This window comes from Nesiotobacter zosterae, from assembly GCF_033843645.1.
Classification (GTDB): Bacteria; Pseudomonadota; Alphaproteobacteria; order Rhizobiales; family Stappiaceae; genus Pseudovibrio; species Pseudovibrio zosterae.
The window spans coordinates 211385-223716 of sequence record NZ_JAWXVZ010000007.1 but is presented as its reverse complement, the minus strand read 5'-3'; the positions used below and the strand labels follow the sequence as shown (position 1 = coordinate 223716).

General features: G+C 52.0%; 11 protein-coding genes. 5 read left to right on the top strand and 6 right to left on the bottom strand.

Features of this window, described 5'->3' with window-relative positions; translation table 11 throughout:
- Positions 1–81: 81 nt before the first annotated feature.
- From Q3Y58_RS12415 to arsB, 3 genes are all read left to right on the top strand, one after another.
- Positions 82–675: a peroxidase-related enzyme gene (locus Q3Y58_RS12415; protein WP_319622464.1), complete on the top strand. Its 594-nt coding sequence runs from the start codon at positions 82–84 to the stop codon at positions 673–675.
- A 108-nt stretch (positions 676–783) separates the two neighbouring features.
- Positions 784–1107 carry an ArsR/SmtB family transcription factor gene (locus Q3Y58_RS12410; protein WP_319622463.1) on the top strand — a complete coding sequence of 108 codons (324 nt, stop codon included), beginning with the start codon at positions 784–786 and terminating at the stop codon, positions 1105–1107.
- 46 nt (positions 1108–1153) lie between these two features.
- Positions 1154–2200 (top strand): ACR3 family arsenite efflux transporter, encoded by a 1047-nt coding sequence (gene arsB, locus Q3Y58_RS12405; RefSeq protein WP_319622462.1) that lies wholly within the window; start codon positions 1154–1156, stop codon positions 2198–2200.
- Positions 2201–2695: 495 nt separating this feature from the next.
- Here the strand turns inward: arsB and repC are convergent, their stop codons facing one another.
- The 3 genes from repC to repA form a co-directional block, all read right to left on the bottom strand.
- Positions 2696–3970 (bottom strand): plasmid replication protein RepC, encoded by a 1275-nt coding sequence (repC, locus tag Q3Y58_RS12400; RefSeq protein WP_319622461.1) that lies wholly within the window; start codon positions 3968–3970, stop codon positions 2696–2698.
- A gap of 252 nt (positions 3971–4222) precedes the next feature.
- Positions 4223–5302: a plasmid partitioning protein RepB gene (repB, locus tag Q3Y58_RS12395; protein WP_319622460.1), complete on the bottom strand. Its 1080-nt coding sequence runs from the start codon at positions 5300–5302 to the stop codon at positions 4223–4225.
- Complete coding sequence (repA, locus tag Q3Y58_RS12390; RefSeq protein ID WP_274219858.1) at positions 5299–6519, bottom strand: plasmid partitioning protein RepA; 1221 nt, start codon at positions 6517–6519, stop codon at positions 5299–5301. The genes repB and repA overlap by 4 nt, the downstream gene beginning before the upstream one ends.
- A 636-nt stretch (positions 6520–7155) precedes the next feature.
- Here repA and Q3Y58_RS12385 point away from each other — a divergent pair.
- Positions 7156–7854, top strand: coding sequence for a GntR family transcriptional regulator (locus tag Q3Y58_RS12385; protein WP_274219786.1), 699 nt, complete (start codon positions 7156–7158; stop codon positions 7852–7854).
- Between the two features lie 95 nt (positions 7855–7949).
- Here the strand turns inward: Q3Y58_RS12385 and Q3Y58_RS12380 are convergent, their stop codons facing one another.
- Positions 7950–8555, bottom strand: a complete 606-nt coding sequence (locus Q3Y58_RS12380; RefSeq protein ID WP_319622459.1) for an NAD(P)H-dependent oxidoreductase — start codon at positions 8553–8555, stop codon at positions 7950–7952.
- 113 nt (positions 8556–8668) lie between these two features.
- Between Q3Y58_RS12380 and Q3Y58_RS12375 the strand changes: the two genes are divergently transcribed.
- On the top strand, positions 8669–9589 hold the full coding sequence (locus Q3Y58_RS12375) for a LysR family transcriptional regulator (RefSeq protein ID WP_319622458.1): 921 nt from the start codon (positions 8669–8671) through the stop codon (positions 9587–9589).
- A 40-nt stretch (positions 9590–9629) separates the two neighbouring features.
- Here Q3Y58_RS12375 and Q3Y58_RS12370 read toward each other — a convergent pair whose 3' ends face one another.
- Positions 9630–11504, bottom strand: coding sequence for a monovalent cation:proton antiporter-2 (CPA2) family protein (locus tag Q3Y58_RS12370; RefSeq protein WP_319622457.1), 1875 nt, complete (start codon positions 11502–11504; stop codon positions 9630–9632).
- Positions 11501–12127, bottom strand: coding sequence for an NAD(P)H-dependent oxidoreductase (locus Q3Y58_RS12365; RefSeq protein ID WP_319622456.1), 627 nt, complete (start codon positions 12125–12127; stop codon positions 11501–11503). The genes Q3Y58_RS12370 and Q3Y58_RS12365 overlap by 4 nt, the downstream gene beginning before the upstream one ends.
- Between the last annotated feature and the right edge of the window lie 205 nt (positions 12128–12332).

The following is a 12332-nucleotide window of genomic DNA, read 5'->3' as shown; positions in this document are numbered from 1 at the left end:
ACTTGGCCGATGTAGGTAGAACAAGGATGTCTATGGTTGTGCTACCCTTAAGGTGGAAGACACCGCAAGAGGGGAGGGCACATGCCAAAGAAAGCACCAGTTGAGCTGGACCTATACCTACCAATTGATCTGCCTGAAGACATAGCCATCTTGTTTTCAAAGTGCCAGGCAAAGCTTGGCCTGATCCCAAATGTGCTTGTTTCCTATGCCCACCGACCGGAGAAGCTTCGCGTATTCTCCCAATACTATAACGAGCTCATGCTCGGGCACTCAGGGCTTACGAAGGAAGAAAGAGAAATGATCGCCGTCGTGGTTTCATCTGCAAACGACTGCTGGTACTGCCAAGTTGCACATGGGGCCGCACTGCGCCAATACACCGGAGATCCAGTTTTGGGTGAAGCGATTACCCTAAATTATCGGTACGCAGATGTTACCGACCGACAACGGGTAATGCTCGATTTTGCCATGAAGTTAACAACGAAAAGCGCGGAACTAACCGCCGATGATCGCGACCTTCTCCGCGAGCACGGCTTTTCAGAGGAAGATATCTGGGACATATGCGAGGTTGCGAGTTTCTTCAATATGAGCAATCGCTTGGCTTCCGCCACCGGTATGAGGCCAAACCATGAGTATCATTTCCAAGCCCGTGAGCGTGGGGCGGACAAAGCATCATAGCTCGTTCGCTTAGGGCCGGGCCGCCCCGTCTCTACTAGGAATAAGAAGTTGACCTCGTGAGCGCGGTGTGACATTAATCGTCTATCGACGATATAGGAAGTAGCAAGAGTGTCAGACCAAGTTTGCTGTCCAACCATAGTTCCTGTGTTGGATCAACCATTGCTGGATCAAGAGCTGGCCTCCTTGTGCAAGGCCCTGTCCCATCCTGCGCGGGTGAAACTCATTCGCATAATGTTGGCGCAGAGCGGTTGTGTAGGGCAGGATCTGGTGTCCGCACTTGGGCTGGCGCAATCCACCGTATCTGAACATATCCGGATTTTGAAAGAAGCTGGTTTGGTAGACGCAGAGAACCAGCGACCCAAAGTGTGCTACTCCGTCAACGAGGCCAAGTTAAAGCGTTACCAACACCTTCTTGCGGATGCCCTAGGCTAAAAATTTGCCCATTTACATCGCCTATCGACGATTAACGGAGAATGACATGTCTCTATTTGAACGATACCTGACCGTATGGATCGCGCTGGCCATGGTGAGCGGCGTAGCCGCAAACGCCATGCTTCCAAGTTTGTTCGCCTGGATCGCCTCTACTGAGATCTACGGTATCAACCTTGTGATTACCATTCTCATATGGCTTATGATCTATCCGATGATGATTGCGGTGAAATTCACGGAGGTCAGAAACTGCTTTCGCCAGCCGCAAGGGCTGATGATCACAATCATAATGAACTGGTTGATCAAGCCATTCAGCATGGCACTGCTGGCAATCGTCTTCATGCGCTTTGTGTATGCAGGTCTCATCGAAACGGAAACCGCAGACGCCTATATCGCTGGAATGATTTTGCTTGGGGTTGCACCGTGTACAGCAATGGTGTTCGTCTGGAGTTACCTTACAAAAGGCAATCCTGGATACACCGTAACCCAGGTCGCTGTGAATGATTTGATCATGCTTTTCGCATTTGCTCCAATCACGGCACTGCTTCTTGGCCTCTCCGAAATCTTTGTTCCTTGGGATCTCCTGATAATCTCTGTTTTCCTGTTTGTGGTTCTGCCGCTCGGGGCAGGGGTGCTAACACGACAGTTGTTAAAAACGGAAGCCGCAATCCAAAGGTTCACAGTGAGCCTGAAGCCTCTTTCCATCTTCGGATTGGTTGCGACCGTGTTTATCCTGTTCGGACTGCAAGCCGATAACATTCTTAGCAACCCAACCGACATCGTACTGATCGCAATACCGCTGATCATTCAAACAGTCCTGATTTTCTACCTTACTTACAAGTGGATGGAGCGTTGGCGCCAACCGCATAACATCGCCGCGCCCGGCGCAATGATCGGTGCCTCCAATTTCTTCGAGTTGGCCGTGGCTGTAGCCATTGCTCTTTTTGGTGTGCATTCGGGAGCAGCATTGGCCACCATCGTTGGTGTTCTTGTTGAAGTGCCTTTGATGCTTGCACTTGTCCGCTATGCCAACCGAACACGAACTTCATACGATCTTGCTGTCGGTGAAAACAGCGAAGTGACTGCAAAATACTAGCAAGGGCAGGGGAGGGGACCTCCCGGAAAAAATCCAGACAGAGAGTTAAATTATGGCTCTCTGTCTGGATTTTTTATTGGGCCTTAGAAGCTATGCTGTCGTAATCAGCGTCTTCGGACAGCGTATCTGCTCTCAGAATTTTTGAAGCCCACGGACCGCGGCTTTCAAAAATGGTATCACATAAAATTCCAGCTTCGGCTCTGTAGCTCTTGTGTGCCAAACCGATCCGCAGGAAATCTATATCGGGCTTCCTGCCCCGTAAGACGACTTGACCGGCTTGGCAGAAAGACGAAGCAGGGATCAAGCATTCGCAAGGCCGGACCGCGCGGCGGCGAGCCAATTGCATACCCAGCAAACTGCCTTTGCCCTGAACGTTACAAGGACTAAACCTGACCTGACACCCAGACACACCAAGTGGGAAGCTAAAGATCCAAAATCGGCCCAAACCCGAATTGTTGAGAGTTTGCACCATACCCATGTCAGGCATGCCACCCCCTAACTTTCAGCCAGTCCGTAAAGCGATTTATGCAGCAGCAACTTTCCATCAATTGCTCGGTCAATACAGGCGCGGAAATAGCCGCCAGGGCTGGAAATCGCTTCCGGATCGCGCAAGGCTTTCTCGGCAGTCATCGCAAGAACTGTCGCCGCCATCTTGTCGCCAACCCTAGAGACGGCGGAGTTCCAGCCACTTAAAGACAAGCCAACTAGCAGACATGTTTGCTCGGCCGACGCAACCAGCCTTGCCCAGCTTGTAAACTTCACCCCAAGGGTTTCTTGAAGGTTCGCCGTTGCCAACTCAACCAAGCCAATGGAGACTGCTGAGAGTTGCGGGTTCAGCTCTCCCTGTTGGCTAACGCCAGTAAAGCCAACAGCGGATCCTTCTTTTAACGGTGATCGTGAGGCGGCACGCGGTTTGCGGATTTGCTCCTTTTCAGGAGCATTATCGCCGGAGGCGTTGGTTTCGATGTCATCGGCGTCAGCCGATGTCCTTTTTTTACTATCTATAGAGTTTTGAGAGTTTGTATTATTATATGGAGTGACATCAATGTCACCCTCGGGTGGCATTACTTTAAAAATCACATCACTTCCATCTGTTGCCAATGCCTCCAAGAGCTGCTCATAAAGGCTTTGCAGGATCTCTGCCCTCTCCAGGACATGGCATGGCCGTGACATGGCTTCTGCCAAGGACTGGGCAAACTCTATCGCCAGATTGGCATCACCAACGCCCAGATCCAGCATGTCCTGAATGGCACGGGACAACCGGTTTACACTGCGCTTGGCCTCTTGCTCCGCTTTCAACCGGGCAGCGAACTCTGCCGCAATTCTCTTGAGTTCCGCGACACGTTGGCGTGCAGGAGAGAAGTCCAGGCCATAGCCCCGATCAATTTCGCCAGTGGTGTCATTGCGATAGATAAACCGCCGGCCTGTGGAACTGTCCCGGTAGGCAAGAACGCCAGCCTCGACGAGCTTCTTAAGGCATCTGACAACCGTGCGTTTGGAACGGCACACATATTCCGCAAGTTTCTCATTTGAGATCGCGACGAGAGGCCGGCGGTCAGTCTTCCAGTCATCTGCCTTGGTCAGGCCAATGAGAATATCGAGTACATGGTAGGTCGTTCCATCAATCCCGAGGGCAGGGGCCGACTTCTTCAACGCGAGCGCAACCTCAGCCTTGGTCGTTTCAACAATGTCATTGGCCATAGCCAGCCGCTGAGAGGCCAACATACCGGGAGTAAGCTTCCTAAACGAAGCAACTGCATGAGTTCGCATGACAGATCCATTCACGGAAGCAAATGCAACCGCGTCCTGACGGATTAACCGTGGGGATAATGGGAATCAAACCGGCTGAAAGGCGCACTTAGTCGTTTCAAGGGATATTCGTCCCTTGATTCGCGCCGCCACATTGTCGTAGGATGCTCTTGCTAAGGATGATCCTGACCAGGTGGCTCACCTGTTTGGGTTATAGATTTAGGTCTTGCTGATTGCCGTCAGCAAGGCCTTTTCTATTTCGGGCCTACCTCATCACTGACCCTCCTCCCCATGCTCTTCCTCGAACTGCCGAACCAGCTCCTCCATACGCTCCATTAAATAGGATGCCAGAAGAGGGTGGGCGCGGTGATCAACGGTGAAGCTGGTCGCTTTAGGTCCTTGCTTGAAAGCAACGCGCTTTTCGCCAAACCACCCTTTGCGCGATGACGAGGAGACATCCGTTACCGGTGAGGTTTGCGCGTTGTTCTGCTCAGGTGGCGTTTGAGCCTCCGACGGGGTTTCGTTCAACGCCTCCAAAATGGAGATGAAACGCTCATCGCTATCCAGTTCCCCAAAAGCCTCGGAGGCAAACAACCACTCTACGGCCTTCTGGTGGCCTGGGCTCAGCGAGCCATCCTCATGGAAATAACCGGCGAGTTCTTCCCAGCGCGGACGGCCAATCTTGGGTGCGGGGCCAATGCGAACAAGGAAGTCCTCCGGCATGGTTGCCGCCAGCTTTCGGTACTTCGAGACAAGTGATTTGTCCTTGTTGATGGCCTTGCAGATAACGGATTGCGGATAGTCTGAGGAAAGGCGCAGCACGAAAAGGCAGGTTTCTATGAAACTGAGATCCTTGCGCTCATGGTTTTCCTGCCCCTGAGCAATCAAAAGTTCTTCATCGGTGAGTTCGCGGACAACCCCTCGCACCGGCATTCCCAGTTCACGGCAGGCCCGCCAACGACGGTGGCCATAAGCGATTTGGAAACTATCGGCTTCAGAAGGGTGCGGACGCACCAGGATCGGAACTTGTTGCCCTGTCTCTTTGATTGATGCTTTCAGCGCTTCAAAGGCAGGGTCATGCTCCACAACCATTCGATCCGGAACAAAAGAGGGCTGTACCTTCGCCGTATCCAACTCGACGACAGCAACAGACGTCGAAAGCTTGCCCGTAAGCTCATCGACCTCAACGCGCAGCTTGTCGCGTTCATCACGGATAAGATTAATCTCAGCAGCACCGATGGCACCAGAAGAAAGGCGAGGGCGCGCTGAGGCACCGGCGGCCACCATGCCAGCCATGCCTCCGCCGCCAAAAAGGTTATCTAGCGCATTCTTCCGGTCTTTGGCTTTGCTCATAGCTTGCGACCCCATGAAGTTCTCATCAGCTCTTCAATCTCGCTGTTAACGGTATCAATGCTTTCCAGCGCTCGCTTCAACGTCTCGCGACCAATTGCGCCCGGTTCCAGCTCATAAAGAGACTTTTTCTCAAGACCCGCATTCGCCACTGCAGTGGACTCCAGTGCAGGTGCGGTCAAAACGTCTTCTCCGAACAGTGCCCGCAGCAAACCAACAACGCGCGTTTGAGGGCTGTCGTTCGGATTATGGCGCGTGACCAGGAAACGCATCCAGTCAAGGCTCATTTCACCGCCATTGTTTTCAATAACGGCCATCAAATCGGAAGACATACCAAGAAACTGGTTGCAGCTCGCCAAATCAAGCATCTGAGGGTGAAGTGTAATCAAAAGGCCTGTCGCGGCGAAAAGGGCTCCGAGCGTAAGGAAGCCAAGTTGCGGAGGACAATCAATCACAACAACATCGTAGCGATCGTTAACTTCCATGAGCACGTTTTTCACGCGACGGAAGAAAATATCATCCCCCGTAGAGGCGCCAGATGCAATTGCAGAAGGAACTATATGTTCGAACTCTGCCAGTTCCAGATTGGCGGGAACGAGATCCAGATTGTCAAAATAAGTGGGACGAATGACCTCCGATAACGGACGACGCTCGTCATCATAGCGCAGAGCGCCGAAAATGGTGCAGTTCGGCTCCACATCAAACTCGGGCTGGATGCCGAACATGGCGGAAAGGGAGGCCTGCGGATCCAGATCGATGGCAAGCACCCGATACCCGCGCAACGCCAGATAGTGCGCAAGGTGTGTGCTGGTGGTTGTCTTGGCTGAACCTCCCTTGAAGTTCGCGCAAGCCACAACCTGCAACGGCTCACCTTCGCGGCGATAGGGCAGGATGTTTACCGCTTCATCACCACGTTTGCGGGCGGCCAAAACCTGACGAATCTCATTGATCTGCTCTAGAGTGTAACTCCTGCGCCCGTTTGCTAGACGCGTTGGGCTGGGCCCCTCACCATCCAGGTCGAGCTGGCGAATTGTAGATTCAGAAACGCCAATCAAACGCGCCACATCGACGGAAGAAAAAGAGCGCAGCTTTTTGTGCGCTTCTGGAGGATACAGCTCCTGACGCAAACGATGGAGCTGACCCGAAAGGATCTGCGAATAGCGGGAAATCTTCTCCGACGGCGTTTCGTCGCGAGTAAGAGTAGTATTGCCGTATTGCACGTGTCTCAGCCCCCAAACGGAAAGTTGGCTCAAAAAGCCTCCATATGCGTCTGGAGAGTACTAGAGCCACTTATGAGTGCAATCCCTTTTTGGTTAATGCACTTTAACTTTTCGGTGGGTTTATGGGGTTCGCAGCGGAATTATCTTTATTTAACAATTTATTAGGCGACATCGCATCGTTTCACCAGAAACGTGCAAAACCGCACGGAGCCGCAGAATTCTTGCCAAAGAACGGTGTCGCGAGAGTGGCTTAGCTTTCCTTGCTCAAAAAATCCGAATCTTACACACGTATTGGACGCTTGAAGCAAATGCCTCTGCAGATGATGCTCATTTGTGAAATATATTAAGTAGAAAACATCTCAAGATACAACCAAGTGACCTGCACCCCTGTGACTTGCATCACCCTTTTATCGTTTGTGTAGAATCTTTCACGTCTTTCACAACTGGCACCTACTGCAGGGTGCGACCGATTGTGCATTACCAAGCGTTTACATCAATTTCGTATGGCCGACACCAGCGGTTTTGGTAGTTTCCATTAGGCACTTCGTGCCCTGTGATCATTCACAGACTTTCCCAAAACGGCCCATCCTCTGATGCAAGGGTCTATGACACAAAATGGTAACGGACCACCTCAAGATGCGTGACCTCTCACCACTCGCTTCCCCGGCGCTCGCGCCGGAACGGCGCAGCACTCCCGGCTCTCTGATCGACAGCGCACAAGCATACCTGCGTGAGGACATTTTGACGGGACAATTGGTGCCAGGACAGCGTCTGAAAATCAAAGAGCTCAGCGAAAGCCTAGGTATTGGGCCTACGCCGCTCCGGGAAGCCCTTTCAAAGCTTGCTTCAAACGGCCTGGTGCAAAGTGAAAGCCACAAGGGCTTCTTTGTCCCAACCGTTTCAGAGCAGGAACTGGAAGATCTTCTGACACAACGCATGACGATTGAAACGGCGGCTCTTGCTGCCTCGATCGAGAGTGGCGACAAGGCTTGGGAAGACCGTGTCGTTACAACCTTTAATCAGCTCACAGAAGTTGAAACAAACCCATCTCCTGACCCTCGTCGACAGTGGCTCCGTTGGGAGAATGCAAACCATAATTTTCACCGCGCATTGGTCGGCGGCAGCGAGTCCAAATGGGCTCCAATGCTGCTGGAAATTCTATACGATCAAACAGAACGCTACCGCGGCTTGAAGTACCCGGACCTGAGTTACACTGCACAAGCCAGTGAGGATCATCGGGCAATAAAAGAAGCCGCACTTGCACGTGATGTTGAAGCTGCCGTTGGCTTGTTGAAAGATCACATCGGCCGGATGAAGTTCCCTCTCATTGACTGAGGGTGGATACAATGAAACCCTTTCGGGGCAAATAATTCAGGGTTTCGAGGGCGCCATTGGCGCCCTTTTCCGTTAATTAGGGGGGTACGCTAGACCTAAGCTACCTCACTGGGGCCTTCGTTATAAACTTGAAGCTCTTTCAACAACCTGTCGAGTTTGACCTGAGGGTTGAGTTCGCGGTCCAGAACATGGGCCAGCATGGCCTCGACGGAGGCTTCAAGTTCACTTTCTGTTGCAGTAACCCCGCCATGAAACACATAGGGACTGAGGTAGACTGCCTTAGCCAACAAGAAAGTCTGCTGGAATGGCTTCAAAAACTCGTCCATCGAGAAGTTGTTGTAGCCTCCCGCATGATAGCTGACCTCTGGTCCACCTGTTGAGGTTAAAATCAAGGCCTCCTTGCCAGCCAGCTTGTCGCCATCGGGGCCGTAGGCAAAGCCGTATGAAAGCACTTGGTCGATATATGCCTTCATGATGGCTGGCGCAGAATACCAATACCACGGAAATTGAAGTATAATTCTATCGTGGCCTAATAAAAAGCTCTGCTCCCTATCAATATCGAATTGATAATTCGGCCCTACTACGACTTCGGAAAGAAGGCGCTGTGTTACACCTTTTTCTTTTGCAAAAGCTTTGTACCAAAGACTGTTGATTTTTGAATTCTCAATATCTGGGTGTGCATTTAACACGAGCGTTTTCATTTGACTTTTCTACCTCACAAGTGATCGAACCAACGTTCAACACAAGAGGTAACGCCGCCTCTTTATTCGATAAAGCCCTGTATTTTGACTTCATTAGTGTATAATATACACCAATGAGACTTCCCCTGACCCATTTGGAGATCTTCTCCGCCATTGCCAAGCTGGGTTCTTTGCGAGCGGCCGCGGAGCATCTTGGATTGAAAGCTTCCACCGTCAGCCATCAACTGAAGAAACTGGAAGAGGATATGGGCGTTGCTTTGTTTGTGAGAACAACCCGTTCCATCCAGTTAACAGAGGCTGGACGGGCTTTACACGAAGGCACGCAGCCCGCCTTTGAGCAACTCTCTGCGGCCCTCCAGGAGGCCCTGAGGACGGGGAAAGGTGCGCGAGGCGCACTGCGCATCAGCCTGCCGGAGCTGGCCTATCAGCTGATCCTAAAGCCCATCCTCCCCCAGTTCATGCAGGCCTTCCCGGAAATTGAGTTGGAATTTAATTTTTCTGATGGTCTTGCAGATGTTATCGGCGAAGGATTTCACGCTGGCATCAGGTTTGGCGATCTAATCCAGCAGGATATGGTTGCCATTCCGCTTACCGGTCCCCTGAAGACCAGTGTGGTTGCCGCCCCTTCATATTTGAAGACCACTTTCGTACCCGACCATCCTCGCGAGCTTCTTGGGCACAACTGCTTGCGTTATCGCTACCAGACATCGCGAAAGTTCGCCGATTGGGACTTTAAAACGGACGGAGGCCGCATTACCGCAAATGTGAGCGGCAATATGGTGACAAACAGTTTGCCTGTGCTGCTTGAGCAAGCGCGATCAGGTGTCGGTCTTGCCTACATGCCACGCGCCTTGACGAGCGCGGACCAAAAGAATGGCACCCTTGTTGAACTCCTCAAGGAATTCAGCATAGATCTCGCGGCACTGCACCTGTACTTTCCAAAGGAATACCGCAGCATCACACCACTGCGGTCCTTCATAGATTTCCTCAAGCCTCTCAGGCTTCCCGATCGTGACCAAGTCCACCCGTTATAACCAAGTGCGTCCCGAAGACAGGCCCGCAAGTTCACAAAGATCAGCTGTTTGCATCTCCCTTGGGCGGTGGTAGCCAACCATCATCAGCCTGTCTCGCGACATCGTTGTTATCCAGCTTCATGACATCCAAGAGCTGCTCTCCGCGTGATTTGATTGTGTCAAGGTAGTGTTGATCCACGCCCTCAGTGATCCATCGATCACGAAGCTGGTCCAAGGTTTCCAAATCATGCGAACGAAACGCCCGTGACTTCCGCTCTGCAAGAAAAGGATGCAGACCCAATAGCACAAGTGCCTTTCGCCCCATGGTTATGGAGCTTTCAAACAGCTCCCGTTCGGCAACATGAGCCCCTGCGATCTCAAGCTCGTAAACATGATGCCGATCGAAAGCTCGTGCAACGATTTTCAAATGCGGATAAGTCTTGGCAACATGCTCCACCATCAGGGTTTGTTGGTCGCGGTTATCAATTGCAGCGACAAACAGCTTTGCTTCTTCCAGGCCTGCGGCGTGGAGAAGGTCAGGGCGGGACGCGTCTCCGTAAAAGGTCTTGATGCCTACGCGGCCAAGGGCTTCGATCTCTTGAGGATCATGGTCAAGAACGATGACCTTGTAGCCTGAGCTCATGAGAAGCCGGGCCACGACCTGGCCATATCGCCCAACACCGGCCACAACCACGGGACCCGTTTCGTCAATGATGTCGGCTTTTCGCTCATTTTTCTCGACCAAACGCGGTGCGATAACCCTGTCATGCACTATGAACAGCGCGGGTGTGATGAGCATTGTAATGGCCACAACGAGCGTCAGCATCTTGGCAAGGTCTGGAGGGATTGCGCCTGCGCTTAATGCAAAGCCAAATAAAACAAACGCAAACTCACCAGCCTGAGCCAGCCCCAGCGAAAAAAGCCATCTATCAGCTGTTGGCAACCTGAAGCCCACAGCGAGTATGTAAAGCACAATAAATTTAAGTGATAGAATGCCAAACGCGAGCCCGAAGATTGTTCCAGGCGCGCCAAAAAGCAGCTCGAAGTCTACGCCCGCCCCCACAGAAATGAAGAAGAGGCCAAGTAGCAACCCCTTGAACGGATCAATATCACTTTCGAGCTCATGTCTGTATTCACTATCCGACAATACGACCCCGGCGAGGAATGTCCCCAGTGCCGGCGAAAGGCCTACGGCCTCCATGAGCAAAGCAATTCCTATCACCAACAACAGAGCGGCTGCCGTAAAGATCTCCCGCAACTTTGCCTCTGCTATGAAGCGGAAAACTGGCCGTATCAAGTAGCGCCCAGTGCCGATAATCGCGGCAATTACAACAAGAATAACGAGTGCTTGGAGCCATCCGGGCAAAGCTGAAAGCACATTGTGCCCCGTCTGCGCTGTGTGGCTGCCATCTCCACCCAGAGCGTGAGAGACGGCCAGCAATGGCAATATTGCTAGCATCGGAATGACCGCAATATCCTGAAAAAGCAGCACGGAGAAAGACGACTGCCCCCCAACTGTCTTCATCTGCCCCTTTTCATTGAGCGTTTGCAGGACAATCGCAGTTGACGAAAGTGCGAGCGTCATACCAATGGCAAGCGCAGTTTGCCATGGAAGCGAAAAGGCAACGCCGAGCCCCCCGATCAGCGCTGTACTCAGGAGCACTTGAAGCCCGCCGAGCCCCAAGAGCTTGGCACGCATCTTCCAAAGCATGGCAGGCTGAAGCTCAAGTCCAACGAGAAACAGCATCATTACAACACCGAACTCGGCGAAGTGTTTTACTTTTTCGGTTTCAGAGCCCACGACCCCCAACAACGGGCCAATAACAATGCCTGCGATCAGATACCCTAGAACGGAACCAAGACCCAAACGCTTTGCAATCGGAACCGCGATGACTGCAGCGACCAAATAAACAAAGGCATCTTGCAGCAGGCTCATGATGCTGTCTCCGAATCATCTGGAAGTAGTATGTTATCCAGGTCTTGGGCTAGACTGTTGCCCCGTTCCGCCCGCTCGAGATCCACACGGTCATTAACGAGCGCAACCAAGAGCCGGTGGTAGTCAGCCAGATGTTTTTCCAGCCGTCCATCCTCACGCGCATGTCCGGACGCATAGATTTCAAATGGAGGAAGAAACCGCATTTTGCACAAGCGGGCAGTTTCTTCGAAGGGTGCCAGCAGGTCTCGCAGTTCACGCCGATAAGCCCCGTCGGGACGATAGGCCGAACGGCTGGCTCCGCAAGTCACTGCATTGAAAAAGAGTTTCCCGGCGAGAGCTGTACCGTGAGAGCCATAAGCGAAACCGTGTTCCAGCACGAGATCTTGCCACTCCTTTAGAAGTGCAGGTACGGAATACCAATAGAGTGGATGTTGGAATGCCACAATGTCGTGGTCGAGCAATCTCTGCTGCTCTTTTTCTACACTAATATCAAAGGTTGGGTATTCGGCGTAAAGGTCGACGAGCGTGACATCATCAAGGGAACGGGCGATGGCTGACATCGGGAGATTCATCTCAGAGCGGTCATTGCGCGGATGCCCGTATAGAATGAGAACCTTCTTCATCTCTGGTTTTCCGTGCCATTGGTTTTGGCAAAATATTTAAATTTCTCGATATTTCGCAGGCACTACCATGAGCGCAAGTGCTTGGCAACAACGTGATCGTCAATGCTGTTACATCACATGTTAAGTGGCAAATGATCCAGATCAGCTGTTTCCTGTTTATAGTCAGCTATCGATTCGCTCGCAAAAAATCGATAACCAATAATCT

What these genes read in the sequence shown, in the direction of transcription:
- Q3Y58_RS12370 (WP_319622457.1), bottom strand. Translation starts at nt 11,504, where the DNA reads ATGAGCCTGCTGCAAGATGCCTTTGTTTATTTGGTCGCTGCAGTCATC.
- Q3Y58_RS12415 (WP_319622464.1), top strand. Translation starts at nt 82, where the DNA reads ATGCCAAAGAAAGCACCAGTTGAGCTGGACCTATACCTACCAATTGAT.
- arsB (WP_319622462.1), top strand. Translation starts at nt 1,154, where the DNA reads ATGTCTCTATTTGAACGATACCTGACCGTATGGATCGCGCTGGCCATG.
- Q3Y58_RS12365 (WP_319622456.1), bottom strand. Translation starts at nt 12,127, where the DNA reads ATGAAGAAGGTTCTCATTCTATACGGGCATCCGCGCAATGACCGCTCT.
- Q3Y58_RS12375 (WP_319622458.1), top strand. Translation starts at nt 8,669, where the DNA reads ATGAGACTTCCCCTGACCCATTTGGAGATCTTCTCCGCCATTGCCAAG.
- Q3Y58_RS12380 (WP_319622459.1), bottom strand. Translation starts at nt 8,555, where the DNA reads ATGAAAACGCTCGTGTTAAATGCACACCCAGATATTGAGAATTCAAAA.
- repB (WP_319622460.1), bottom strand. Translation starts at nt 5,302, where the DNA reads ATGAGCAAAGCCAAAGACCGGAAGAATGCGCTAGATAACCTTTTTGGC.
- repC (WP_319622461.1), bottom strand. Translation starts at nt 3,970, where the DNA reads ATGCGAACTCATGCAGTTGCTTCGTTTAGGAAGCTTACTCCCGGTATG.
- Q3Y58_RS12385 (WP_274219786.1), top strand. Translation starts at nt 7,156, where the DNA reads ATGCGTGACCTCTCACCACTCGCTTCCCCGGCGCTCGCGCCGGAACGG.